Consider the following 23,973-nt stretch of genomic DNA (forward strand, 5'->3'; position numbering starts at 1 on the left):
ATCGCGCGTGACCGCCCTCGCCCCCACGCCGCTGCAAGCGGCTCGGGGGGTGAACCGGAGCCGGCGGCCCCGCCGCCGTCTGCGGTTCACCCCTCCCCCCTGTCCGGATGCGTCGTGCCACGATGCGTCACGGGCGATTCAACCCTGACGTCCGGAGTTCGCCATGTTGGAAGCCGCTCTCAAAACCCAGCTCAAGGGCTACCTCGAACGCGCCGTGCGCCCGATCCACATCGTCGCGTCGGTCGACGAGGGCGAGAAGTCGCGTGAGTTGCTCGCGCTGCTGGCCGACATCGGCGAGGCCAGCGACCGCATCACGATCGACACCACCGGCACCGACGCGCGCAAGCCCTCGTTCGCACTGACCTCGCCCGGCCACGATATCGACGTGCGCTTCGCGGGCTTGCCGATGGGTCACGAGTTCACCTCGCTGGTGCTGGCGCTGCTGCAGATCGGCGGGCATCCGTCGAAGGCGGCCAAGGACACGATCGAGCAGGTCGCGGCCCTCGATGGCGACTACCTATTCGAAACCTATTACTCGCTGTCGTGCCAGAACTGTCCGGATGTGGTGCAGGCGCTGAATCTGGCCGCGGTGCTGAACCCGCGCATCCGCCACGTGGCGATCGACGGCGCGCTGTTCCAGGCCGAGGTCGAGGCGCGCGAGATCATGTCGGTGCCGACGGTGTTCCTCAACGGCCAGAAGTTCGACCAGGGCCGCATGACGCTGGAGCAGATCGTCGCCAAGCTCGACACCGGCGCGGCCAAGCGCGAGGCAACAAAGATCGCGGCGAAGAAGCCCTTCGACGTGCTCGTCGTCGGCGGTGGCCCGGCCGGCGCGGCCGCAGCGATCTACGCCGCGCGCAAGGGCATCCGCACCGGCGTAGCCTCCGAGCGCTTCGGCGGCCAGGTGCTGGACACCATGGCGATCGAGAACTTCATCTCGGTCAAGGAGACCGAAGGCCCGAAGATGGCCGCGGCGCTCGAGCAGCACGTGCGCGAGTATGACGTCGACGTCATGGATCTGCAGCGCGCGACGCAGCTGCTGCCGGCCGACGATGACGGGCTGATCGAAATCCAGCTCGAGAACGGCGCGTCGCTGAAGTCCAAGACCGTGGTGCTGTCGACCGGGGCGCGCTGGCGGCAGATGGGCGTGCCCGGCGAGGACCAGTACCGCAACAAGGGCGTGGCCTATTGCCCGCACTGCGATGGTCCGCTGTTCAAGGGCAAGCGCGTGGCGGTGATCGGCGGCGGCAATTCCGGTGTCGAGGCTGCGATCGATCTGGCCGGCATCGTCGCCCACGTCACCCTGATCGAGTTCGATGCGCAGCTGCGCGCCGACGAAGTGCTGCAGCGCAAGCTGCGCAGCCTGCCGAACGTGCGCATCGTGACCAGCGCGCAGACGACCGAAGTGCTCGGCGACGGCGCGAAGGTCAATGCGCTGGTCTACCGCGACCGGGTCGGCGGCGACAGTCACCGAGTCGAACTGGAGGGTGTGTTCGTGCAGATCGGCCTGCTCCCCAATACCGAATGGCTGAAGGGTGTGGTCGAGTTGTCGCCGCGTGGCGAGATCATCGTCGACGACCGTGGCCAGACCTCGGTGCCCGGTGTATTCGCCGCCGGCGACGCGACGACCGTGCCCTACAAGCAGATCGTCATCGCGATGGGCCAGGGCGCGACGGCTGCGCTCAGCGCGTTCGACCACCTGATCCGCGTACCGGTCGTCGAGACGGCCGAGGCCGAAGCGGCGTGATCCCGCGCGCGGCCCGCGCCCTGCACGACCCGGCATCGCTTGCGCGATCCGGGGCGTGCGTGGGACGCGCGCCGTGAACCTGCGCGATCTGCGCTATCTGGTCGCGCTCGCCGACGAGCGGCATTTCGGTCGCGCCGCGGCCGTCTGTTTCGTCAGCCAGCCGACGCTGTCGACGCAGATCCGCAAGCTCGAGGAAGAACTTGGCGTCGCACTGGTCGAACGCGCGCCACGCAAGGTCATGCTGACGCCGATCGGCGTGCAGGTCGCCGACCGCGCGCGCCGCATCGTCGGCGATGTCGAACAGATGAAAGCCCTGGCCCGGCGCAGCATGGACCCGGAAGCGGGGTCGATCCGCCTGGGCCTGTTTCCGACCCTCGGCCCCTATCTGCTGCCGCACGCAATACCGCCGCTACGCGCACGTTTTCCGCAGCTGGAACTGCTGCTGGTCGAAGAGAAGAGCGACGTGCTGCTGACGCGGCTTCGCGACGGCCGGCTGGATGCGGCGATCCTCGCGTTGCCGGTCGACGAGGACGCGCTGCATGCGGAGTTCCTGTTCGAGGAACCGTTCCTGCTCGCGGTGTCCGACCAGCATCCACTGGCCGCGCGCGAACGCCTGAGCCTGCAGGAGCTGTCGTCGCAGAAGTTGCTGCTGCTCGAGGACGGGCATTGCATGCGCGAGCAGGCGCTCGATGTCTGCCGCTTGTCGGGCGCCGGTGAACATGCCGAGTTCCGGGCCACCAGTCTGGAGACGCTGCGGCAGATGGTGGCTGCGAACGTCGGCGTCACGCTGCTGCCGATGCTCGCGACCAAACCGCCGGTCGCACCGTCGCCGCATCTTCGCCTGCTCGATTTCAGCGACACCCGCCCCACCCGGCGCATCGCCCTGGTCTGGCGTCGCAGTTCGGCCATGCACGCGTTCCTGCTGGAAGTGGCCGGCGTACTGCGCGCTCTGCCGCCTGCGCTGTTCGAGCCCGCCGCGAGCTGAGTCGCCTCTCCGCGCACCACCTGGACGCGGCACAATAGACCCCGGGCGGCGCATTGCGTCGCCTTTCTCATGGGCGCTGGTCCAGCGCCTCCCAATCCCAGGAGATCCAGATGTCATCGCAATCCAAGAGCGGCCTGCCCCCGTCCGACGCACCGCCGATCCGCATCACCCGCCATGACCTGGCGCGCCTCGACGCTTTGCTCGATTCACCGACTTACCGGCAACACCCCGGCGCGTCTGCGCTGCAGCGCGAACTCGATCGCGCCGATCTGCTGCCAGACGATGCCCCCGCCGACGCGATCGTCGGCATGCACGCACGTGTCACGTGCATCGACGACGAAACCGGCACCCGGCACACACTCACACTCGTCTATCCGCACGAAGCGGACGTGGACGCCGGTCGCGTGTCGATCCTGGCGCCTGTCGGCACGGCCCTGCTGGGATTAAAGATCGACCAGCGCATCGACTGGCCGGTCAGCGGCGGTCGCACCCTGCGCCTGCGCGTGCTGGAAGTCGCACCCGCCGATCACTGATCGCAGTGCGTGCGGCGCCGACCCGGGCGCCGCACGGTTCATCGCATCGATTCAGAGCGGCACGCCGACTTGGCACGCTACGCCGGTGCCGCCGATGCCGCAGTACCCGCCGGGATTCTTGTGCAGATACTGCTGGTGCTCGCTCTCGGCGTAATAGAACGGCGGCGCCTGATCGAGGATTTCGGTGGTGATGTCCGGATACCCCGCCGCCTGCAGCTTCGCCGCATACGCGTCGCGGCTGCGATGGGCGAGCGCGGCCTGCGCCGGCGTCGTGCAGTAGATCGCCGAACGGTACTGGGTACCGGTGTCGTTGCCCTGGCGCATGCCCTGGGTCGGGTCATGGCGCTCCCAGAACGTCTGCAGCAACGTCTCGAACGCGATCTGCGCCGGGTCGTAGACCACCAGGACGACCTCGGCATGACCGGTCTGTCCGGAACACACCTCGCGATACGTCGCGTTCGGCGTCACCCCGCCGGCATAGCCGACCGCGGTCGTGACCACGCCCGGCAGCGACCAGAACATACGTTCCGCGCCCCAGAAACACCCCATGCCGAACTGCACCTGTTCCAGACCGTCGAACGCGTCCTGCAGCGGGCGGCCATGCACCGCATGTGCGTTGTGCAGCGACACGGGCGTATCTCGACCCGGCAGCGCGTCCTGGGGCCGTGGCAGACGCTGTTTCCAGGCTCCGATTCCGAGCATCTTGATCTCTCCGGGTCGCGGCACAGTGCCGTGCGCTCTGCATGCGGGCGCGGGCGTCCGCTTCCAAGGTGTCGGAACCCGTTCAGGCCGGCTGCGCCGGAATCCGCGCACGGCCCTTCAGGCTCGCGAGGAAGATACCGGCCAGAGTGAAGGCGAGCCCGAGCCATTCGCGTGGCAAGGTCTGCCGCTGCAGCACCAGAATGTCGAGCAGGAACGCGCAGACCGGCTGAGCGAGCAGCAACAAACCGACCAGCGCGACCGACAGGTGCTGCATCGCCCGCGAGATCAGGATCCAGCTCAGGCAGTGGCCCAGCGATGCGAGCAGAAGCAGCCAGCCCAGCGCCTGCCAGCTCGGAATCGCGAACGACACGCCTTCGGCGACACCGGCCAGGCCGAGCAGCGCGGCGCAGAGCAGCGACACCATCGCCAGCACCTGCGCCACCGGCGCGGACGCCGCCGCATTCGTCGTGCCGACGTTGCCGGCCCGCTGCACGTGGCGCAGGCCGATGTTGTAGACCGCGTAACACAGGCCAGTGGCGAGCCCCAGCCACACGCCCCAGCGGTAATCGGCCGGCAGCGTCGCCCAGTCCGCGCCGAGCATCAGCTACAGGCCGAAGAACGCCAGCGCGATGCCGGCGACGAACCGCAGGCCCACACGTTCACCGAACAGCACGACCCCGGCCAACGCCATGAAGAACACCTGCGCATTGGCCAGCAGCGTCGCCAGTCCCGGACCGATCAGCAGGATGCTCCGGTGCCACAGCCACAGGTCGGCAGCAAACGCGGTGGCCGGCAGCAGCGCCAGCCACCACATGCGCCGTGGCATTGGTCGCCAGTCTCGGCGCAGATGGACGAACAGCGTCAACAGCACGCCGGCGAAGAGCATCCGGTAGAAGGCCGACACCGTGGGCGCCGTGCCGGCCAGGCGCACCATCAGGCCGTTGGTACCGATCAATGCGGCGCCGGTCAGCATCCACGCCAGAGCGACGCGACCGGAAGGGACGTCGTGCATCGAGGGGACTCGCGTGGGGGACGCGCAGCGTAGCAGCGACGCGCGACGGCCTTCAGCTGAAGACCGCGGGCGCCACCTGTACGCAGTTGCGGCCCTGGCGCTTGGCTGCGTACAGGGCCTTGTCGGCGCGCGCGACTGCGGCCGCCGGCGCATCCTCGCCGCGCTGGCGGGTCGCGATGCCGATGCTGACCGTCAGCCGGACCCGCTGGGTCTCATGGCGCACTTCGCAGTTCTCGACCGCGGTGCGCATCCGCTCGCCGACCGCACGCGCCTCGGCGCCATCGCGGCCCGGCAACACCGCGATGAATTCCTCGCCGCCGTAACGGCCGAACATGTCCGCATCCGACAGCACGCTGCGCAGTGCGGTCGACACCGCGCGCAGGCAGTCATCGCCGCAGGCATGGCCGTAGCGGTCGTTGACCGACTTGAAGTGGTCGAGATCGATGAACAGCACGGAGACCGGGCGCCCCGAGCGCTCGGCGTCGGTGAAGGTGCGCCCGATCCACAGATCGATCGTGCGGCGGTTCATGGTGCCGGTCAGTGCGTCGATCTCCGCCGAGCGCCGCAGCTTCACGGCAGCGGCGGCCTGGTCGACGTGCAACTGCACGACCCGCGCCAGTTCGCCGATCACCGACATCTCCTCGGTCGTGAATCCATCGCCACCGGCGCGGCGCAGCAACAGCACCCCCCAGCCCGGCGCACGCATCTGGAACGGAACCAGGGCTTCCATCGCCACGGCCGGACCACCCGCCGAGGCACGCACCGGCTGCTGCAGGGCCAGGCCCGCGACCGCCTGCCGACGCAGGGTCAGCCCGCGGTGGTTGATCTCGTGTTCGACCGACGGCAGCGCATCGGACGGCTCGACCAGCAGATGATCACGGCCCTGATAGCCGCGCAGCACCGCGATGCACGATTCCGTCGGCACCAGCGGCAACAGGTGGTCCATCAGCAGCCGGAAGCCCTGCCAGGGAATCTCGCCGGGATCGAGACCGTTGAGCTGGGTCTGCAGCGCGGTCGACAGGTCAGCGCGCGCAGCTTCGCGCCGCATCCTGCGTTCGGTGTCCTGACGGGCGAGCCGGTCGCGGTCGCGCTGATTGCGGTAGTCGCCGATGCGGTGAGTCAGCGACAGCGCGAGCACCAGCGCGAATGCAACGGCGGTGCCCTGATAGCCGAAGTGCAGCAGCGGCCCGTTCGGCGCCAGGCCGTGCCGCGACAGGGAGATCCACACGCCAGCCAGCACCGAGAAAGCAGTCGCTGCTGTCAGGGTCCACGCCATCGGCACGCCACGACGCCCGGCATCGACCAGCATGCAGAGCACCGCGAGCCCGGCCAGGGTCCAACCCGAGGCGCTCACGGCCTGCGACACCTGTGCCAGCCAGGGCAGATTGAGCAGGAACACTGCCGCCAACGCGATCAGCCCGATACCGAGGCCGCGCACCAGGCGCGCGTGGCGATACCCGCGACCGTGCATCGCGTAGGCCTCGATCAGCCACAGCGCAGCTGCCGCGTGCAGCACCGTCAGCGCAGACACACCCTGCAACTGCCACAGCCCGAAGAACCGCACGCCCGGCAGACCGTACAGATGGCCGTTCATCGCCTGCAGCAGCAGCACCAGCGCGACCGTGAAGCCGAAGAAGCCGATGAACAGCCGATCGCGGGATGCATGCGCCAGCGCGAGCGCGAGCGCTGCCAGCGCCAGCAAGCCGCCGTAGACGGCGGCAGCCAAGGCGACACCGGACCGCTCCACCCGGCGGACATCGGTTGCCTGCGCCAGCACCGGGCGCAGGCTGCCATGCAGTCCACCCGCCATCTCGGCCTCGAGCGTCATCGGACCATGCGCATCGCGGGGCAGCAGGAAGGCGTATCCGGCCGGCAGGATGCCCTCGTCCGCGCCGACGCTGAAGAACTGCAGCGTCTCGCTGCGCCAGCCATCGGCGGCGACCAGTTGCAGCCGGCTCACCGGCTCGCGCGGAAACCACAGCGCCCAGCGCGTGGTCACCTGGGCCGGCAGTTCGAAACGCAGCTGGACCACGCCATCCGACCGCGGCTGGACCTCGACTGGAAGGCTTTCGCCGGGGCGCAGCTGGGTCGCGGACACCAGTGCCGCGAACAAGCCCATCAGCAGCAGCAGGCAGGCGGCCAAGACCCAACCGTGGCCGGGCATTGCGCGCGAGGCGGTCAGTTCCATCGACACGCCTGCCCGTCGGCCACGCGAGGCCGTGCTGCGATCTGTCCGATGCCCCGATGCGCTGGATCGCGCATGCGCCGCCCCCTTGGTGTCCCCCGCTCCATCGCAACTCGCATGCCACGGTTTCCATACCGCCGTCACGAAATTATGTCAGGACTACGTCACAGAAATCGCCACGACGCCGTCACGCCTCCCCACCCGCGTCGCTTGTGGACCGTCCGCTACACTGCACGGCTTTCCCGCAACCGCCGCCCGAGTCTCCATGTCTTCCGCCGAATCCGCCGTTCCGCCGACCGATCCCGCCACCCCGGCACGCCAGGACTTCATCCGGCAGATCGTCCGCGAGGATCTGGCCAGCGGAAAGCACGCCTCGATCCGCACACGCTTCCCGCCCGAGCCCAACGGTTACCTCCATATCGGCCACGCGAAGGCAATCTGTCTGGATTTCGGCATCGCGGCCGAATTCGACGGCCGCTGCAACCTGCGCTTCGACGACACCAATCCTGAAAAGGAAGACCTCGAGTTCGTCCGCGCGATCGAGGACGACGTGCGCTGGCTGGGCTTCGAGTGGGCCGAGCTGCGCCACGCCTCGGACTATTTCGACGTCTACTACCGCGCCGCCGAGAAGCTGATCGAACAGGGCGACGCCTTCGTCTGCGATCTCACCGCCGAGCAGGTGCGCGAGTACCGCGGCACCCTGGTCGAACCGGGCCGCAATTCGCCGTTCCGCGACCGCGGCGTCGAGGAGAACCTCGACCTGTTCCGGCGCATGCGCGCCGGTGAGTTCGCCGATGGCACGCGCACGCTTCGCGCGAAGATCGACATGACCAGCGGCAACATGAATCTGCGCGACCCGGCGCTGTACCGCATCAAACAGGTCGCCCACCAGAACACCGGCGATGCCTGGCCGATCTATCCGATGTACGACTTCGCCCACGCGCTGGGCGATTCGATCGAGGGCATCACCCATTCGCTGTGCACGCTGGAATTCGAGGATCACCGCCCGCTGTACGACTGGGTGGTGGATCGCGTCGATCTGGCCGGCAATCCGGACCTTCTGACCTCGCTGAGTGCGCGGGGCCTGCCGAACGTCGCCGCGAAGCCGCGCCAGATCGAATTCTCGCGCCTCAACATCAACTACACGGTGATGAGCAAGCGCAAGCTGACCCAGCTGGTCGGCGAAGGGCTGGTCGACGGCTGGGACGACCCGCGCATGTACACGCTGCAGGGCCTGCGCCGCCGCGGCTATACGCCGGCGAGCCTGCGCCTGCTGGTCGACCGCGTTGGTATCAGCAAGCAGAACTCGGTCATCGACTTCTCGGTGCTCGAGGGCGCGCTGCGCGACGATCTCGACGCCCGCGCGCCGCGCCGCATGGCGGTGGTGAACCCGCTGAAGCTCGTGCTGACCAACCTGCCCGACGGCCATGCTGAAACCCTGAGCTTCCCGAATCATCCCAAGGACGAAACGCAGGGCGTGCGCGAGGTGCCGTTCTCGCGCCAGCTGTGGATCGAGCACGACGACTTCGCCGAGGTGCCGCCCAAGGGCTGGAAGCGGCTGATTCCCGGCGGCGAAGTGCGTCTGCGCGGCGCTGGCATCGTGCGCTGCGACGAGGTGATCAAGGATGAGAGCGGTGCGATCGTCGAACTGCGCGGCACGCTCGATCCCGAGTCGCGTCCCGGCATGGACGGCGCCAACCGCAAGATCAAGGGCACGATCCATTGGGTCAGCGCCGCGCACGCGGTCGAAACCGAAGTGCGGCTCTACGACCGGCTGTTCGTGGTCGAGAAACCCGACGACGAATCGACCGGCAAGACCTATCGCGACCATCTGAATCCCGAGTCCAAGCGCAGCGTCACCGGCTACGTGGAACCGGCTGCCGCGACCGCCGCGCCCGAACAGTCGTTCCAGTTCGAGCGCCTGGGTTACTTCGTCGCTGACCGCGTCGACCACGCGGCCGCGAAGCCGGTGTTCAACCGCAGCGTGACGCTGCGCGACACCTGGGCCGGGGACAAGTCGGGCGGCTGAGGCGCTGCGGTACACGCGAGATCGCTCGACCGCTTACGTGCCGGTCGCTCCATCCGAACGCCGCGGCGCTCGAACCCGCAGGCGCCTTTGGGCGCTCGACGCGCTGGGGCGGTAACATCCCCGGCATGATCCGCCCGCGCACCCTGTCGTTTCGCCTGTTGCCTGTGCTGCTATTGCTGGCGCTGGTAGCGTGCGCGGCGCCTGCGGCGCCGGTCGTCGAGGCCGCGCCGCCGCCAAACGCGCCGGTCATTGATCGACCCGCCGCACCATCCGGCGTGCCGAACCTCGACACCCGCTGCCGCGTTGACAGCGACTGCGTCGTCAAGAATGTCGGCAGCTGCTGCGGTTATCAGCCGGCCTGTGTCAATGCAGACGCGCAGGTCGATCCGCAGGCGGTGCAGGCCGATTGCGCGCGCCGTGGCATCGCCGGGGTCTGCGGCTTCGTCGAGATCCAGTCCTGCGCCTGCGTCAACTCGCGCTGCGAGGCGCCCGCACCGGGCAGCCTCTTGCGCTGATCCCCGCTTCATTTCCGGAATTTTCAATGCTGTATGCCCAGGTCCACCTGACCCTGCCCGCGTGGGTGCACGAACACGTCGACGTGTCGCGCGCCTACGTCGGCGACGACACCAAGGTCGCGCTCGCCATCGATCTTTCGCGCCTGAATATCGAGGCGCAGAGCGGTGGTCCGTTCGGCGCGGCCGTGTTCGGCAGCGACGACCGCATCATCGCCGTCGGCGTGAACCGGGTGATGCCGCACAGCTGCTCGGTCGCGCACGCCGAAACCATGGCCTACATGCTCGCCCAACAGCGCCTGCAGACGCCGCGCCTCAACGAGCGCGGTGGTCCGGTCACGCTGGCGACGTCCTCGCAGCCCTGCTGCATGTGCTACGGCGCGACGGTGTGGGCCGGTATCGATCGGCTGCTGATCGGAGCACGCTCGGAAGATGTCGAAGCACTGACCCCGTTCGACGAAGGTCCGTTGCCCGAGGACTGGATCGGCGCGCTCAACCAGCGCGGCATCGAGGTCGTACGCGACCTGCTGCGCGACGACGCGCGCGCAGTGCTGCGCGCCTATGGCGAAACCGACGGGGCGAAGTACTGACATGACCGACATCGATCACGACCAGAGCGGCGCCGTCGTCGCACCCGCCGAAGCCTCCATGGCGCCACAGCAGACGATCAGCGGCCTGCTGTGCTACTGCCGCCCGGGCTTCGAGCCCGATCTCGCCGCGGAACTGACCGAGCGGGCGGCAGGCGTGCATGTCGCCGGCTACGCTCAGACCAAGCGCGGCGACGGCTACGTGCTGTTCCATTCCGACAACGGGCCGTCGCTGACCAGCGAACTGCCGTTCCGCGAGCTGATCTTCGCGCGCCAGAAAATGATGCTGCTGGCCGAACTGCGCGATCTCGACCCGACCGACCGCATCACACCGATCTTCGAAGTGCTGGCCGGCCGCGGCCGCCATGGCGAACTGATGGTCGAGCATCCCGAATCCGATGAGGGCAAGCAGCTCGCCGGCCTCGCACGCAGCTTCGCCAATGCGCTGCGTCCGGCGTTGCGCAAGCGCGGCTTCCTGAGCCAGAAGGACGAGGCGCGCTTCCCGCGCCTGCATGTGTTCTTCGTGTCGGGCACGCACGCCTACATTGCGCAGTCAGTGGTCGGTGACAGCGCGCCATGGGCGATGGGCATTCCGCGCCTGCGCACGCATGCCGATGCGCCGTCGCGTTCGGCACTAAAGCTCGAAGAGGCCTTCATGGCGCTGCTGACCGAACGCGAGCGCAATGCCCGCATCAAGCCCGGCATGCGCGCCGTCGATCTGGGCGCGGCGCCCGGCGGCTGGACCTGGGTGCTGACGCGCGAACACATGCGCGTGGTCGCGGTCGACAACGGGCCGATGCAGGCCGAACTGCTCGAAACCGGCCTGGTCGATCATCACCGCGTGGACGGCTTCCGCTACCAGCCCGTCGGCGCTGTCGACTGGATGGTCTGCGACATGGTCGAGCAGCCACGCAAGGTCGCCGAGCGCATGGCGACCTGGTTCCGTGAAGGCTGGTGCCGCAATGCGGTCTTCAACCTCAAGCTGCCGATGAAGAAGCGCTGGCAGGAGACGCTGCTGGCGCTGGATCTGTTCGCCAACAACGCCGGCGAGCACGAGAACCTGGTGATCCGCGCGCGCCAGCTCTATCACGACCGCGAAGAGATCACGGTCTACGCCAGCGTCGAGTAACCCGGAACCGGAGAGCGCCTCATGGCCGCAGGCTGGATCACCGTCGTCGCCCCGTATCTGCCGGAAATCGTCCGGCTGGCGCGGCCGATCTTCACCCGTACGCCGCCGCCCCTGGTCGATCTGGGGCAGCAGCGCCGCAACGACGTGATCGACGCGCAGATCACCGAGCTGCAGGATGCGGCGAGCCAGAACGCCGACTCGATCGGCAAGCTGGCCGCCGACATGCAGAAGACCATCGAGGTGCTGCAGTTGGGCGCGGCGCGTGTCGAACAGCGTCTGCTGCGCGCGCAGGTGCTCGCCGTGGTCGCCAGCACCGTCGCTGCACTGGCCTTCGGCCTCGCCGCCTGGGCGCTCGCGCGCTAGATCCGGTACGAGATCCGTCGTGAGCGCCGCGGTACGCGCGCACGGTGGGCGACATCCGGCGCCCACTGTTCGGGCGAGCGGCAAACGCTGTCAGCAACCGCGTTCTGCGGCGCCTTCCGAGCCCCGGATGCGCGCCACTCGGTAAGCGCAGCAGGGCATCGCATCGGTACTGACGCAGCTGCCACGTCGGCGCTGCATACTGCGCGCGCCCTCAACTCCGGATCTCCCCGCATGGCGTCCAGCCTGCTGACCCTGCTCGACGATATCGCCACCGTGCTCGACGACGTGGCCCTGATGACCAAGGTGGCCGCGCGCAAGTCCGCCGGCGTGCTCGGCGACGATCTCGCCCTCAACGCGCAGCAGGTCACCGGCGTGCAGGCCGACCGCGAACTACCCGTCGTCTGGGCGGTCGCCAAGGGCTCGGCGCGCAACAAGCTGATCCTCGTGCCCGCCGCCCTGGCGATCAGCGCGTGGCTGCCGTGGCTGGTCACGCCGCTGCTGATGGCCGGCGGTCTGTTCCTTTGCTACGAAGGTTTCGAGAAAGTGCTGCACAAGCTGCTGCACAAGGTCGAGGACGACGCCGCCAAGCCCGGCCGCACCGCCGCGCTCGCCGGCGCCGATGTCGACCCGGTGGCGTTCGAACGCGACAAGATCCGCGGCGCCGTGCGGACCGACATGATCCTGTCGGCCGAGATCATCGCGATCACGCTGGGCACCGTCGCCGGCGCGGCGTTCCTCACCCAGCTCGGCGCGCTGGCGGCGATCTCCGCGCTGATGACTATCGGCGTCTACGGCCTCGTCGCGGGCATCGTCAAACTCGACGACGCCGGCCTGTACTTGAGCAAGCGTGCATCCGGTGCGGCGCAGGCGATCGGTCGCGGCATCCTGCGCGTCGCCCCCTGGCTGATGAAGACGCTGGCCATCGTCGGCACCGCGGCGATGTTCCTCGTCGGCGGCGGCATCCTGACCCACGGCGTGCACGACGTGCAGACCTGGATCAACGACGCGGCGAGCGGCCTGGGTGCATTGCCTGAAGTCGGCATGGTGCTTGGCGCGATGCTGCCGACGGTGATCAACGCGATCGTGGGTATCGTCGCCGGCGGCATCGTGGTGGGCGTCATCGCGCTGATCCGCCGCATGCGCGGCAAGCCCGCGCTCGCCCACTGAAGGCGCGTGGTCAGCAGGGCAGGACGAACGCACCCAGCCAGACCAGCAGGCCGGCGAGCCACACGCCCAGCATCACCACGCACGCGCCGAGCAGCCACAGCGCGCGCATGCCCGGTCGCAGTGCGCGGGTGCGCCGCCAGGTGAGCAGAGGCGCGGCGAGCCCGACGCACAGCGCGAGTGCGAGCACGCCGTAACCGAGCGCGACGAACCCGCCCGACTTGACCGATTCGACCGGGCACTGGGTCATTGCGAACGCGGGTAACGCGGCGCAGGCCCACAGTGCAACGGCGGCGGCCTGCACGGAAGCGGGCAGCGACCTCAAAGCCCGGCGGCCCGCTTCCACAACAGATTGCGCAATGGCGGTAACGCGTGTGCGATCCCGAGTGCATGGCTGCGCAGCAGCACCGGCAGCAGGGCGTCGTTCGAGTAGGCACGGTTGATCGCTTCGAACGCGTGCGCAGCAACGGCACTCTCGCTGCGCCGCGTGCGCGCCCAGCGCGCGAGCCGTTGCGGCGCATCCCAGCGCGCGCCGCGACGCCGTGCATCGGCGACGCTGTCGGCCAAGCCGATGACATCGCGCAGGCCGAGGTTCACGCCCTGACCGGCCAGCGGATGCACGACGTGCGCCGCATCGCCGATCACCAGCACGCGGCCCTGCAGCTGCGCATCGGCCAGCTGGCGCCGCAGCGGAAACGCGGCGCGCGGCGAGACCGGCGTCAGCATGCCGAGCCGGCCACCGGACGCGCGCGTCACTGCATCCGCGAATGCCACGTCGTCGAGTTCGCGCATGCGCGTCGCTTCATCGGCGGGCAGTGTCCAGACGATGGAACTGCGACCCTGGTCGACCGGCAACAGCGCCAACGGGCCGGTTGGCAGGAAGCGCTGCCACGCGGTATCTCGATGCGGCTCTGCGCTTTCGACATACCCGACCACGCCGGCCTGCGCGTAGTCGTGCGCGCGGGTGCCGATGCCGGCGAGCGTGCGCAGCGTCGATGCGGCGCCGTCGGCAGCGATCGCCAGCCGCGCTTCGACCCGGCTGCCCGCATCCAGCCGCAGGGTCAGGCCGTCGGCATCCTGCTCCAGCGCCTCCACCTGCGCCGGCGCGCGGACGTCGACGCCGGCCGCGGACAGCCGCGCCCACAACCGGTCGACCAGCAGACCGTGTTCAACGATCCAGCCGAGTTCGCGCATTCCGAGCTGGTCGGCGTCGAAGACCAGTTCACTGCCGCCGCCGGCGTCCCAGACCTGCATTCGCAGGTAAGGATGCGCGCGCGCGGTGCGGACCTCTTCCCAGACGCCGACCGAACGCAGCAGGCTGGCGCTGTCGTGGGCGAATGCATACACGCGCAGATCGGGTCTCGCCGCCGACCACGCAGCCGGTGCGCGCGCCTCGACCAGCACCACATCGAGATCCTGCGCGGCCAGCGCCAGGGCGCACGCGGCGCCGACCACGCCCCCACCGACGATCACGACATCGCGTCGATCGCGGCGGCTCATGCAGTGGCTCCGCGGCACAGCGCCGGTACGTCGCCGCGATAGCCCATCGCACCACCGGCGAGCATCGCCTGCAGCGCGGAATCGCGATCGATCGCCAGAAGCCCGAGACTGCGCAGCGGCCGCAGCAGGCGCGCCGAATTGGACGTGACGCGGGCAAGGCCGTCAGAGAACGCCAGCGTGCGGGTGCGATCGTCCAGGCGGCGTGCGGCGTGGCGTTCGAGCAGTTCAGGCGCGCCGGGATCGGCGGCGCCCGCGATGCACTCGGCCAGGGTCAGCGCATCGCGCAGGCCGAGGTTGAACCCCTGCGCGCCGATCGGATGCAGGCTCTGCGCCGCATTGCCCACCAGCACGGCACGTGTATCGACAACGCGCTCGGCCACAACACGCCGCGCCGCATGACGACTGCGCGGACCGACCGCGAGGAAGCGGCCGGCGCGCCAGCCGAATGCCTGCTGCACGCGGGCCAGGAACGCCGCGTCATCGAGTGCGGCGACCGCATCGGCCTCGTCGCTGGCGACGCCGTGGACCAGGCCGTAATGCCGGTCGCCACGCGGCAGCAGCGCGGTCGGGCCGGCATCGGTCAGGCGTTCGAACGCGCGGCCATCCGGCGCACGTGACGCGCGCAGGCGCGCAATGAACAGGGTCTGCGCGTAGTCGTGGATGTCAGCGCCGATGCCCAGGGCCTGGCGCGCCGCGCTATCGGCGCCGTCGGCGCCGACCACGAGACGCGCCCGCACGCGGGTCTCGCCGTCCGGTCCCGCAAGCCGGACCACACGATGGCCGTCCTCGATGCCGTCGAAGCCGGCAAAGCGTGCCGGCCGGTAGCGGACCAGTCGCGGCAGTTCCGCCAGCCGCGCTTCGAGCGCCTCGCCGAAATCGCGCGCGACCACGACCTGCCCGAACGCCTCGCGCCCGTAGCCGGCCGCAGTCAGCTTCACCCGCCCGAAATCGCCGGCGCGGCTGACGTGGATCTCGCGGATCGGTCCGCCCGGCGCGCGCAGCTTCTGCAACACGCCGAGCGCGGTGAGTGCGTTCACGGTGGCCTCGGCGAAGCTGAGGTTGCGCTCATCGAAGACCATCGGCATCGACCCCGGCGGCGTGGCTTCGACCAGCGCGGCATCCACGCCCGCCCGATCCAGCGCGATCGCAAGACTGGCGCCGACCAGACCGCCGCCGATGATGAGGACCGGATGCACCGGTTCGGGATGTGTGTCGACCATGCCCGCGATGATACGCGTCGCCTCCTGCGCCCCGGGTCGCCGCTCCGTTAGAATGCGCCCTTGACCTGTTGCTGTACCGGAGCCCTGCGATGACCGTCACCGCCCGCCGCGCCACGATTTTCGCCCTGATGGCCGCGTTGATTGCTGCGACCCGGCTGCACCATTTCGCCGCGATTCCCGATGCCTCGTGGGCGGTGTTTTTCATCGGCGGCTTCTACCTCGCCAACTGGCAGCGCTGGGCGTTTCCGGCACTGATGGTGCTGGCAGTCGCGGTCGACTGGTTCGTCATCACAAGCCAGGGGCTGTCGTTCTGGCAGCACTACTGCGTGTCACCGGCCTACTGGTGCCTGGTGCCGGCGTATTTCGCGCTGTGGGCCGGTGGCGGTTTGCTGCGGCGCCACCTGTCGGCCTCGGCCCCGATCGCGATCGGCCAACTGGTCGTCGCTCTGGTGGCCTCGGTCGCGGTCTGCCATCTGCTGGCGCAGGGCAGCTTCTACTGGATCAGCGCCTCGGTCGCCGAACCCACGCTCGCCGGCTGGTGGAAGAACTACAGCGTCTGGCTGCTGCCCTACATGCGCGTCGCCGCGCTGTACGTCGGCGCCGCGGCGATGGCCCATGTGTTGCTGACGCGCGTGCTGCCGAAGCCGGCGACCGCCGCCCGTCCGCTGCACGCCGACTGACGCGCCGCGCCGATGGGCAACCGTCTTTCGAAGATCTACACCCGCACCGGCGACGACGGTTCGACCGGTCTCGGCGATGGCGCCCGTGTGGGCAAGGATTCGTTGCGCGTGGCTGCCTACGGCACCGTCGACGAGGCCAACTCGACGATTGGCCTGCTGCTGGCCGCCGACGTGCCGGACGACATCCGCAGCCTGCTGACGACCGTGCAGCACCAGCTGTTCGATCTCGGCGGCGAGCTATGCATTCCCGGCCACGCCGCGATCGAGGACGCCGACATCGATCGCCTCGAGCAGCAGCTCGACCATTACAACGACGATCTGCCGCCGCTCAAGGATTTCATCCTGCCCGGGGGCGGCGAGGCGGCGGCGCGCTGTCATATCGCGCGCACCGTGGTCCGCCGCGCCGAGCGCGAGTCGGTGGCGCTGTCGCGGGTCGAGGACGTGCGTCCGCAGGCGGTACGCTATCTGAATCGTCTCTCGGACCTGTTGTTCGTGCTCGCCCGGGTGCTGGCGCGCGCCAGTGGTCATGGCGAAGTGCTGTGGCACCACACGCGGCGGCGCTGAGCGATGCACCATCCGGTCGGCTTCGGCGGCGGTGACCAACGGCGGGTGCCGGTGTTCTCGCACCCGAGCCTGCTGGATCACGACACCGGCCCCGGCCACGCAGAGCGCCCGGAGCGTCTGGCCGCCGTCATCGAGGCGCTGCGTGCCGCCTTCCCCGATCTCGATCTGCGCCAGGCGCCGGCCGCCACCCGCGGCCAGCTGCTGCGCGTGCATGACGCCTCGCTGCTCGCCAACATCCTCGACGCTCGCCCCACCGGCCGCATTCCGCTCGACAGCGATACCGTGCTGTCGCCGGGCTCGGCGCAGGCCGCGCTGCATGCCGCCGGCGCGGGCGTGGCCGCGGTCGATGCGGTGCTGGGCGGCAGCGAGCGCCGGGTGTTCTGCGCCGTGCGCCCGCCCGGCCACCACGCTACCGCCGACATCGCGATGGGTTTCTGCCTGTTCAACAACATCGCCGTCGCCGCCGCGCATGCATTGGACCGGTATGGCCTGACCCGGGTCTCGATCGTCGATTTCGACGTGCACCACGGCAACGGCACCCAGGCGATCTTCGAGGCAGAGCCGCGGGTGCAGTACGTCAGCTCGCACCAGATGCCGCTGTTTCCCGACACCGGGCGGCGCGATGAGCGCGGGGTCGGCAATATCGTCAATGTCCCGCTCGCCGCCGGCACCGGCAGCCGGCGGTTCTGCGACGCCTGGCGCGAGCGCCTGCTCCCCGAGATCGATGCCTTCGCCCCGCAACTGCTGATGATCTCCGCAGGCTTCGATGCGCATTGGCGCGATCCGTTAGCCCAGCTGCAGCTCGATGCCGAGGATTTCGGCTGGTTGACCGGCGAACTCGTCGCCATTGCCGATCGACACTGCGAGGGCCGGATCGTCTCGATGCTGGAAGGTGGCTACGACCTCCAGGCGCTGCGCGAGAGCAGCGTCGCGCACCTGCGTGCGCTGACCGGCTGAGCCCTTGCCAATCGCCGCCGCATCGGCCAGGCGAAGCCTCTGGATCACAGGTGAACGGACGCGAGGACGGGCGCATTGCCGCTGCCGGGTGGATCGGTCATGCTGGCGCCCGTTTTTCCCGCCGAACGGATCCACCGTGCGCACAGCCCTCCGCTTGCTTCCCCTTCCGTTCTGCATCGCGGTTTCGCTGTCCGCCCAGGCCGACGACCAGCTTCGCCCCAACTACTGGGCGCTGTGTCCGATCGAGGACGCGGTACCCGCATTCACAGACGCCCAGGCGCCGGTCGGCACGGTCGAGGACCGCGAGCGCCAGCCCACCGATATCGACGGCGATGCCTTCGACGGGTTGTCCGGCATCGACAGCGATTTCAGCGGCAACGTCAGTGGCAACGTCACGTTGCGCCGCGGCGACCAGTTCCTCGGCACCGACGATCTGCAGTTCTCGCAGGATGACGGCACGTTCGTCGCCGATGGCAATGTGCGCTATCAGGACCGCGGCATGCGCATCGTGGCCGACCGCGTGGAAGGCGACACGATTGCCGAGTCCTATCGCATGGACAGCGTGCGTTACCAGCTGACCGCACGCCGCGGCAACGGCGGCGCCGACCACATCCGTATGGACGGCACCGTCGGCGCCCTGCTCGGCTCGACCTATTCGACCTGCACCCCCAGCGACCGCTGGTGGGAACTGAAGGCCGGCCAGATCGACATCGATACCGACATGGGCATGGGCACCGCGCGCAACGCGACCCTGCGGGTAGGCAAGGTGCCGGTGCTGTACGTGCCGTGGTTCCGATTCCCGATCGACGAACGCCGTCTGTCGGGCCTGCTGTTTCCGCGCATCTCGCAGTCCGGTCGCAACGGCTTCGACTACACCCAGCCGATCTACCTCAACCTCGCGCCCAACTACGACATGACGCTTGAGCCGCGCTTCATGAGCCGGCGCGGCGTGCAGTTGGGCACGGAGTTCCGGTTTGCGACCGACATCGCACGGGGCGAGCTCGATGTGGCCTACCTCCCGTCAGACAAGCTGGCCAGCCGTGAGCGCGAGCTGGAAGAGGAGCAGGTGCGGATCGTCGAGAACCGCCGCAAGGCCGACCGCGCGTTTCTCGGTTTAGGTGGTTCGCTGGACATCAATCCGACTTGGCAGGGCCGCGCCAACCTAACCTGGATGAGCGATCCGCGGTATCTCGAGGATTCAAGCAACAACGTCGACGGCATTTCCTCGGTCAGCGCGCTGAGCCAGATCGGCGTGTTCGGCCAGGGCTCGTCCGGCGACCGCGGCTACTGGAACGCGAGGGTGCTGGGCGACTACCAGTTACTGACCGACTACACGCTTCCCGAATCGGTCCTGCCCTACAACCGGCTGCCGCACGCCTCGTTCACCTGGCAGCGCCCTTACGGGCGCTGGATCAACGCCGGTGTCGACACCACCGCGACTCGGTTCGCGCACCTCGACGATGCCGCGCGTCCGGGTGGCAGCCGCCTGGACGTCAAGCCCTATATCTCGCTGCCGTTCGAAGGCGCAGCCTGGTTCGTGCGACCGACGCTCGCTTGGCGTCACACCAGCTACGCGCTTGACCGTGCTCTCACCGACCGGCTCGCTGAGCAGCGTGCGCGCGCAGAGCTCGGCATTCCCGGTAACCAGGCGGTGTCCGCCGATACGCTGGCGCTCTACAGCAACAATTCCCCCAGCCGCAGCCAGCCGATCGGCTCGATCGACGCGGGGCTGTTCTTCGACCGCAATACCAGCTGGCGCGGCGAGGACTATCTGCACACGCTCGAGCCGCGGTTGTTCTATCTCAACTCGCCCTACCGCGACCAGTCCGGGCTGCCGCTGTTCGATACCACGCCATTGACCTTCGGCTGGGGACAGCTGTTCCGCGACAACCGCTATTCCGGCGCGGACCGGCAGGCCGATGCGAACCAGGTCACGATGGCTGTCAGCACACGCCTGATTCGTGAATCCGACGGGCTGGAGAAGCTGTCGGCCAGCCTGGGCCAGATCGTCTACCTCTCCGATTCCAGGGTCGCCATTCCCGGCGAGGCGCAGGTCGAGCAGGGCCGCTCCGCTTGGGTCACCGATACAACGTATGCAATCAACGACCGCTGGACGGTCAGCGCCGGCTACCAGTGGGACCCCAAGTTCCGCCGTGAAGACCTGATGTCGCTGCGAACGCGCTACCTGATCGGCGACGAGGGCATCGCCAACTTCGCATACCGCCGCCGTGCGGATCTGATCGAACAGGCCGACCTGTCGTTCCTGTATCCGATCAGTCCGGCCTGGAGCGTCGTGGGACGCTACTACTACTCGTTCACCGACAACCGTCTGCTCGAAGCGGTGGCGGGCGTGCAGTGGGACAGCTGCTGCCTCGCCGCCCGCGTTGTCGGTCGCCGCTACCTGCGAAACCGCCAGGGCGAGCTGAACAATGCCATCATGTTCGAACTTGAACTGAAGGGTCTGGGCTCGGCCGGACCCAACACGGAAGACCGTTTGCGCCGTGCTATTCTCGGTTATTACCGCGATGACCTCTATCTCGTGCCGCCGTCGGAGCTGCGCAACAGCGACGACGATGAGACCCTGACCCCCGGCCTGAGCCAATGAAGACACTGATTTACTCCCTCGCGGCCGCTGCCGCGCTGTTCGCGTCGACTGCGCACGCGCAGGATCTGCAACCCCTGGACCGTATTGCTGCCGTCGTCGACGAGGACGTGATCCTCGCCAGCGAACTCGAGCGCGCGGTCACCAACATCCGCGGCCAGTACGCGACGCGCCAGGACCAGTTACCGCCCCAGGAAATCCTTGAGCGGCAGGTGCTGGAGCGTTTGATCACGATGCGCCTGCAGACCGCCAACGCGCAGCGTACCGGTGTGCGGATCAGCGACCAGGAAGTCGACCAGGCCATCGCCGCGATCGCGCAGCAGAACAATTTCTCGATGGATCAGCTGCGTCAGCAGCTGGCGGGCGACGGTATGTCGTTCGACGACTTCCGCGCCTCGCTGCGCGATGAGTTGATGATCCAGCGCATGCGCCAGCGCTTCGCGCAGACCCGCATCTCGGTCAGCGACGCCGAAGTCGATGCCGCGCTGTCGGCAGAAGCCATCGGTGCGCAGTACCGTCTGGCCCACATTCTGGTGGCGCTGCCTGAAGGCGCGACGCCGGAGCAGATCCAGACCGGCCAGCAGAAGATCGACGGCATCAAGTCGCTGCTCGACCGCAACGAAATGGAGTTCTCGGCTGCGGCTGTGCGCTACTCCGACAGCCCGAACGCACTGGAAGGCGGCGATCTGGGCTGGCGTCGCGCCGACGAGATTCCGGCCGCATTCGCGAACGCGGTCACCGGCCTGCAGCCCGGCCAGACGATCGGTCCGATCCGCGGCCCGAGCGGCTTCCAGATCCTGCAGTTGGTCGACCGCCGCGAAGCGGCACAGTCTGCCGATGCCGGCTCGGTCACCGAATACCGGGCGCGCCATATCCTGATCCGCAGCGCCCCCGGTGACGACGCCGCCGCCAAGGGCCGTGCAGACAGCCTGCGGGCCCGCCTCGTCGGTGGCGCCGACTTCGCCGAAGTTGCGCGTGAGAGTTCGGAAGACAACGCGACCAAGGACAATGGTGGTGATCTCGGCTGGTTCACCCAGGACGAGTTCGGCCCGGACTTCGGCAGCCAGGTTGCCGCAATCGGCGATGGTGACGTGTCCGAGCCGTTCCGTACCCAGGCCGGCTGGCACATCGTCCAGCGCCAGGCCACGCGCCAGACCGCCGGCAACGACAACAACCGCCGCGCCCAGGCGCGCGAGGCCATCGGCCAGCGCAAGCTCGAGGACGAGTGGGATCGCTACGTGCGCGAGCTTCGCGGCGAAGCCTATGTCAGCGTCCGCATCGGTCCGAACCGCGATCCCGAGATCGGCAGCGGCGGCTGAGATGCGACCTGTCCGGCTGGCGCTGGTCCCGGGCGAACCGGCCGGCGTCGGCCCGGAACTGTGCGTGCGTGCCGCCTGGCACGCCTGGGACTGCGATCTGGTTGCCATCGGCGACCGCCCCACCCTGCAGCGCGCGGCCGATGCGGTCGGCCTGCCGATCGCTTTCACTGACGCCGAGGCCGACGAGGTGGCGCCCGGCACCCTGCGCCTGATCGAACTGCCGCACGCTGCGGCCACCCCATTCGGAACGCCTGATCCGCGGAATGCACGCAGCGTGCTCGACGGCCTGCTGCATGCAGCGGCTGGCTGCCGGGATGGCCGCTTCGATGGAATGGTCACCGGTCCGGTGCACAAGGCGGCGATCAATGCCGGCGGCGTGCCCTATACCGGCACCACCGAGCTGCTCGCCGAAGACGCCGGCTGCGATGTCGTGATGATGTTGGCCAATCCGACGCTGCGGGTTGCGTTGGCGACCACCCATCTGCCGCTGCGCGAAGTCCCCGACGCGATCACCGCACCGCTGCTGGAGCGCGTGATCGACATTCTCGACGCCGCGCTGCGCAGGGATTTCAGCATCGCCGCGCCGCGCATCGCGGTCCTCGGGCTCAATCCGCACGCCGGTGAAGCCGGACACCTCGGCATCGAGGAGATCGAGACGATCACCCCGTTGCTTGAACGCCTGCGCGCGCGCGGGCTGCACCTCGAAGGCCCGCTGCCGGCCGACACCGCATTCCTGCCTGCGCGGCTGGCGAACGTCGACGCGGTGCTAGCGATGTATCACGACCAGGGCCTGCCGGTACTCAAGTACAGCGGCTTCGAATCCGCGGTGAACCTCACCCTCGGCCTGCCCTATCCGCGTGTCGCCGTCGACCACGGCACGGCACTGGAACTCGCTGGCAGCGGCCGCGCCGACCCGTCGAGTCTGTTTGCGGCGATCGCGCAGTGCACCGCGCTCGGCCGCAACCGCAGGCGTGCGGCATGAGTGGCGACACGATCGGCTGGGACGATTTCATGCGCGTCGATCTGCGCGTCGGCCGCGTGGTCTCTGCCGAGCCGTTCCCCGAAGCGCGACGCCCCGCCTACATTCTCCACGTTGATTTCGGCCCCGAGGTCGGCCTGCGCAAGTCCAGCGCGCAGATCACCGCGCACTACACGCCCGAGTCGTTGGTCGGCCGGCTGGTGATCGGCGTGGTCAATTTTCCGCCCAAGCAGATCGGGCCACTGATGTCCGAATGCCTGATCACGGGCTTTCATGATGCCGACGGCCACGTCCGCCTGTGCATGCCAGATGGCGACGTCGCACCCGGCGCCCGCCTGCTGTGACCCCTCTTTCCACCTGCTTCGGTTTGACCACACGATGATGCGTTCCCCTGCCGCACCCGGTGCGTTCTCCGAGCCGCCGAAAAAATCCCTCGGCCAGAACTTCCTGCACGAGCGCGGCGTCGTGGATCGCATCGTGCACGCGGTGAATCCGCAACCTGGCGAGCGGCTGGTGGAGATCGGCCCCGGCCAGGGCGCGATGACGTTTCCGCTGCTCGAGCGCCACGGCGCCCTGACCGCGATCGAATTCGACCGCGATCTGCTCGAACCGCTGACGCTGCAGGCCGCGGCGCACGGTGCGCTCGAGCTCATCCACGCGAACGTGCTCGACGTCGACTTCACCGCGCTCGCGGGCGACGCGCCGATCCGGCTCGTGGGCAACCTGCCCTACAACCTGTCGTCGCCGATCCTGTTCCATGCGCTCGAACACGCCGCCGTGGTCACGGACATGCACTTCATGCTGCAGAAGGAAGTCGTCGAGCGGATGGCGTCGGGCCCGGGCAACAAAGTCTATGGCCGCCTGAGCGTGATGCTGCAGGCTTACTGCGAAGTCACGATGCTGTTCGTCATCGGTCCCGGCGCGTTCCGTCCGCCGCCGAAGGTGGATTCGGCCGTGGTGCGCCTGAAGCCGCGCGCGCCCGACACCGTCGGCATCGATGACCCACGACGCTTCGCCGACATCGTGCGCGCCGCGTTCGGCCAACGTCGCAAGACGCTGCGCAACGCGCTGTCGACCCTGATGGACAGCGATGCGATCACGGCCGCCGGCATCGATCCGCAATTGCGCGCCGAGCAGCTCGCGGTCGCGGATTTCGTGCGTCTGGCGAATCATTCGATGACAACGTAGTCGATGCATTCATGGC

The 23,973-nt window shown here is 68.6% G+C and carries 24 protein-coding genes; 17 read left to right on the forward strand and 7 right to left on the reverse strand.

Annotated elements, in window-relative coordinates; genetic code table 11:
- Positions 1–163 precede the first annotated feature (163 nt).
- The 3 genes from ahpF to rnk all read left to right on the forward strand — a co-directional run bounded on the left by ahpF (position 164) and on the right by rnk (position 3,265).
- Entirely contained in the window at positions 164–1,747 is a 1,584-nt protein-coding gene (gene ahpF, locus J2W68_RS04190; RefSeq protein ID WP_310233067.1) for an alkyl hydroperoxide reductase subunit F, read from the forward strand.
- 73 nt (positions 1,748–1,820) lie between these two features.
- The gene (locus tag J2W68_RS04195; RefSeq protein ID WP_310233068.1) at positions 1,821–2,732 is read left to right on the forward strand and encodes a LysR substrate-binding domain-containing protein; all 912 of its coding nucleotides are present in this window, start codon (positions 1,821–1,823) and stop codon (positions 2,730–2,732) included.
- Positions 2,733–2,842: 110 nt separating this feature from the next.
- Positions 2,843–3,265 (forward strand): nucleoside diphosphate kinase regulator, encoded by a 423-nt coding sequence (gene rnk, locus J2W68_RS04200; RefSeq protein ID WP_310233069.1) that lies wholly within the window; start codon positions 2,843–2,845, stop codon positions 3,263–3,265.
- A 51-nt stretch (positions 3,266–3,316) separates the two neighbouring features.
- Here the strand turns inward: rnk and msrA are convergent, their stop codons facing one another.
- The 4 genes from msrA to J2W68_RS04220 all read right to left on the reverse strand — a co-directional run bounded on the left by msrA (position 3,317) and on the right by J2W68_RS04220 (position 7,167).
- Positions 3,317–3,967 carry a peptide-methionine (S)-S-oxide reductase MsrA gene (msrA, locus tag J2W68_RS04205; protein WP_310233070.1) on the reverse strand — a complete coding sequence of 217 codons (651 nt, stop codon included), beginning with the start codon at positions 3,965–3,967 and terminating at the stop codon, positions 3,317–3,319.
- Positions 3,968–4,049: 82 nt separating this feature from the next.
- Positions 4,050–4,568 (reverse strand): EamA family transporter, encoded by a 519-nt coding sequence (locus J2W68_RS04210; RefSeq protein WP_310233072.1) that lies wholly within the window; start codon positions 4,566–4,568, stop codon positions 4,050–4,052.
- 3 nt (positions 4,569–4,571) lie between these two features.
- Positions 4,572–4,979, reverse strand: a complete 408-nt coding sequence (locus tag J2W68_RS04215) for a DMT family transporter (protein WP_310233075.1) — start codon at positions 4,977–4,979, stop codon at positions 4,572–4,574.
- A 52-nt stretch (positions 4,980–5,031) separates the two neighbouring features.
- Positions 5,032–7,167 (reverse strand): diguanylate cyclase, encoded by a 2,136-nt coding sequence (locus tag J2W68_RS04220; protein ID WP_310233077.1) that lies wholly within the window; start codon positions 7,165–7,167, stop codon positions 5,032–5,034.
- 262 nt (positions 7,168–7,429) lie between these two features.
- Here J2W68_RS04220 and J2W68_RS04225 point away from each other — a divergent pair, with 262 nt between their 5' ends.
- The 6 genes from J2W68_RS04225 to J2W68_RS04250 all read left to right on the forward strand — a co-directional run bounded on the left by J2W68_RS04225 (position 7,430) and on the right by J2W68_RS04250 (position 12,951).
- Positions 7,430–9,193, forward strand: coding sequence for a glutamine--tRNA ligase/YqeY domain fusion protein (locus J2W68_RS04225; RefSeq protein WP_310233079.1), 1,764 nt, complete (start codon positions 7,430–7,432; stop codon positions 9,191–9,193).
- Positions 9,194–9,318: 125 nt separating this feature from the next.
- On the forward strand, positions 9,319–9,708 hold the full coding sequence (locus J2W68_RS04230) for a hypothetical protein (protein WP_310233082.1): 390 nt from the start codon (positions 9,319–9,321) through the stop codon (positions 9,706–9,708).
- A 26-nt stretch (positions 9,709–9,734) separates the two neighbouring features.
- Entirely contained in the window at positions 9,735–10,295 is a 561-nt protein-coding gene (locus J2W68_RS04235) for a nucleoside deaminase (protein WP_310233083.1), read from the forward strand.
- A gap of 76 nt (positions 10,296–10,371) precedes the next feature.
- Positions 10,372–11,421 (forward strand): 23S rRNA (cytidine(2498)-2'-O)-methyltransferase RlmM, encoded by a 1,050-nt coding sequence (gene rlmM / locus J2W68_RS04240; protein ID WP_310233463.1) that lies wholly within the window; start codon positions 10,372–10,374, stop codon positions 11,419–11,421.
- Between the two features lie 21 nt (positions 11,422–11,442).
- Positions 11,443–11,784 (forward strand): hypothetical protein, encoded by a 342-nt coding sequence (locus J2W68_RS04245; RefSeq protein WP_310233085.1) that lies wholly within the window; start codon positions 11,443–11,445, stop codon positions 11,782–11,784.
- Between the two features lie 231 nt (positions 11,785–12,015).
- Complete coding sequence (locus J2W68_RS04250; RefSeq protein ID WP_310233087.1) at positions 12,016–12,951, forward strand: DUF808 domain-containing protein; 936 nt, start codon at positions 12,016–12,018, stop codon at positions 12,949–12,951.
- A gap of 10 nt (positions 12,952–12,961) precedes the next feature.
- Here the strand turns inward: J2W68_RS04250 and J2W68_RS04255 are convergent, their stop codons facing one another.
- The 3 genes from J2W68_RS04255 to ubiH form a co-directional block, all read right to left on the reverse strand.
- Positions 12,962–13,198 (reverse strand): hypothetical protein, encoded by a 237-nt coding sequence (locus J2W68_RS04255; protein ID WP_310233089.1) that lies wholly within the window; start codon positions 13,196–13,198, stop codon positions 12,962–12,964.
- 71 nt (positions 13,199–13,269) lie between these two features.
- The gene (locus tag J2W68_RS04260) at positions 13,270–14,448 is read right to left on the reverse strand and encodes an FAD-dependent oxidoreductase (protein WP_310233091.1); all 1,179 of its coding nucleotides are present in this window, start codon (positions 14,446–14,448) and stop codon (positions 13,270–13,272) included.
- Entirely contained in the window at positions 14,445–15,668 is a 1,224-nt protein-coding gene (gene ubiH / locus J2W68_RS04265) for a 2-octaprenyl-6-methoxyphenyl hydroxylase (protein WP_310233094.1), read from the reverse strand. The genes J2W68_RS04260 and ubiH overlap by 4 nt, the downstream gene beginning before the upstream one ends.
- Positions 15,669–15,757: 89 nt before the next feature.
- On the opposite strand from ubiH, the gene J2W68_RS04270 reads away from it, so the two are divergent.
- From J2W68_RS04270 to rsmA, 8 genes are all read left to right on the forward strand, one after another.
- The gene (locus J2W68_RS04270; RefSeq protein WP_310233096.1) at positions 15,758–16,348 is read left to right on the forward strand and encodes a hypothetical protein; all 591 of its coding nucleotides are present in this window, start codon (positions 15,758–15,760) and stop codon (positions 16,346–16,348) included.
- Positions 16,349–16,360: 12 nt separating this feature from the next.
- Positions 16,361–16,912 carry a cob(I)yrinic acid a,c-diamide adenosyltransferase gene (locus tag J2W68_RS04275; RefSeq protein ID WP_310150628.1) on the forward strand — a complete coding sequence of 184 codons (552 nt, stop codon included), beginning with the start codon at positions 16,361–16,363 and terminating at the stop codon, positions 16,910–16,912.
- A gap of 45 nt (positions 16,913–16,957) precedes the next feature.
- Positions 16,958–17,869 carry a histone deacetylase family protein gene (locus J2W68_RS04280; protein ID WP_310233465.1) on the forward strand — a complete coding sequence of 304 codons (912 nt, stop codon included), beginning with the start codon at positions 16,958–16,960 and terminating at the stop codon, positions 17,867–17,869.
- 136 nt (positions 17,870–18,005) lie between these two features.
- A complete protein-coding gene (gene lptD / locus J2W68_RS04285; RefSeq protein ID WP_310233098.1) occupies positions 18,006–20,474 on the forward strand; it encodes an LPS-assembly protein LptD in 2,469 nt (822 codons plus the stop codon).
- Positions 20,471–21,790, forward strand: coding sequence for a peptidylprolyl isomerase (locus J2W68_RS04290; protein WP_310233100.1), 1,320 nt, complete (start codon positions 20,471–20,473; stop codon positions 21,788–21,790). Before lptD ends, J2W68_RS04290 begins: the two co-directional genes overlap by 4 nt.
- Before the next feature lies 1 nt (position 21,791).
- Positions 21,792–22,772 carry a 4-hydroxythreonine-4-phosphate dehydrogenase PdxA gene (gene pdxA / locus J2W68_RS04295; RefSeq protein WP_310233102.1) on the forward strand — a complete coding sequence of 327 codons (981 nt, stop codon included), beginning with the start codon at positions 21,792–21,794 and terminating at the stop codon, positions 22,770–22,772.
- Positions 22,769–23,113, forward strand: coding sequence for a tRNA-binding protein (locus J2W68_RS04300; RefSeq protein ID WP_310233104.1), 345 nt, complete (start codon positions 22,769–22,771; stop codon positions 23,111–23,113). Before pdxA ends, J2W68_RS04300 begins: the two co-directional genes overlap by 4 nt.
- A gap of 37 nt (positions 23,114–23,150) precedes the next feature.
- The gene (gene rsmA, locus J2W68_RS04305; RefSeq protein WP_310233467.1) at positions 23,151–23,957 is read left to right on the forward strand and encodes a 16S rRNA (adenine(1518)-N(6)/adenine(1519)-N(6))-dimethyltransferase RsmA; all 807 of its coding nucleotides are present in this window, start codon (positions 23,151–23,153) and stop codon (positions 23,955–23,957) included.
- Positions 23,958–23,973 lie beyond the last annotated feature (16 nt).

The sequence above is a fragment of the Luteimonas terrae genome, assembly GCF_031457535.1.
GTDB classification, from domain to species: domain Bacteria; phylum Pseudomonadota; class Gammaproteobacteria; order Xanthomonadales; family Xanthomonadaceae; genus Luteimonas; species Luteimonas terrae_A.

Coding starts and splice junctions, on each gene's coding strand:
- J2W68_RS04230 (WP_310233082.1), top strand. CDS start 9,319: ATGATCCGCCCGCGCACCCTGTCGTTTCGCCTGTTGCCTGTGCTGCTA.
- ubiH (WP_310233094.1), bottom strand. CDS start 15,668: ATGGTCGACACACATCCCGAACCGGTGCATCCGGTCCTCATCATCGGC.
- J2W68_RS04300 (WP_310233104.1), top strand. CDS start 22,769: ATGAGTGGCGACACGATCGGCTGGGACGATTTCATGCGCGTCGATCTG.
- J2W68_RS04235 (WP_310233083.1), top strand. CDS start 9,735: ATGCTGTATGCCCAGGTCCACCTGACCCTGCCCGCGTGGGTGCACGAA.
- J2W68_RS04250 (WP_310233087.1), top strand. CDS start 12,016: ATGGCGTCCAGCCTGCTGACCCTGCTCGACGATATCGCCACCGTGCTC.
- J2W68_RS04290 (WP_310233100.1), top strand. CDS start 20,471: ATGAAGACACTGATTTACTCCCTCGCGGCCGCTGCCGCGCTGTTCGCG.
- rsmA (WP_310233467.1), top strand. CDS start 23,151: ATGCGTTCCCCTGCCGCACCCGGTGCGTTCTCCGAGCCGCCGAAAAAA.
- J2W68_RS04225 (WP_310233079.1), top strand. CDS start 7,430: ATGTCTTCCGCCGAATCCGCCGTTCCGCCGACCGATCCCGCCACCCCG.
- rnk (WP_310233069.1), top strand. CDS start 2,843: ATGTCATCGCAATCCAAGAGCGGCCTGCCCCCGTCCGACGCACCGCCG.
- J2W68_RS04215 (WP_310233075.1), bottom strand. CDS start 4,979: ATGCACGACGTCCCTTCCGGTCGCGTCGCTCTGGCGTGGATGCTGACC.
- pdxA (WP_310233102.1), top strand. CDS start 21,792: ATGCGACCTGTCCGGCTGGCGCTGGTCCCGGGCGAACCGGCCGGCGTC.
- J2W68_RS04210 (WP_310233072.1), bottom strand. CDS start 4,568: ATGCTCGGCGCGGACTGGGCGACGCTGCCGGCCGATTACCGCTGGGGC.
- ahpF (WP_310233067.1), top strand. CDS start 164: ATGTTGGAAGCCGCTCTCAAAACCCAGCTCAAGGGCTACCTCGAACGC.
- J2W68_RS04245 (WP_310233085.1), top strand. CDS start 11,443: ATGGCCGCAGGCTGGATCACCGTCGTCGCCCCGTATCTGCCGGAAATC.
- J2W68_RS04255 (WP_310233089.1), bottom strand. CDS start 13,198: ATGACCCAGTGCCCGGTCGAATCGGTCAAGTCGGGCGGGTTCGTCGCG.
- J2W68_RS04220 (WP_310233077.1), bottom strand. CDS start 7,167: ATGGAACTGACCGCCTCGCGCGCAATGCCCGGCCACGGTTGGGTCTTG.
- msrA (WP_310233070.1), bottom strand. CDS start 3,967: ATGCTCGGAATCGGAGCCTGGAAACAGCGTCTGCCACGGCCCCAGGAC.
- J2W68_RS04270 (WP_310233096.1), top strand. CDS start 15,758: ATGACCGTCACCGCCCGCCGCGCCACGATTTTCGCCCTGATGGCCGCG.
- J2W68_RS04275 (WP_310150628.1), top strand. CDS start 16,361: ATGGGCAACCGTCTTTCGAAGATCTACACCCGCACCGGCGACGACGGT.
- J2W68_RS04260 (WP_310233091.1), bottom strand. CDS start 14,448: ATGAGCCGCCGCGATCGACGCGATGTCGTGATCGTCGGTGGGGGCGTG.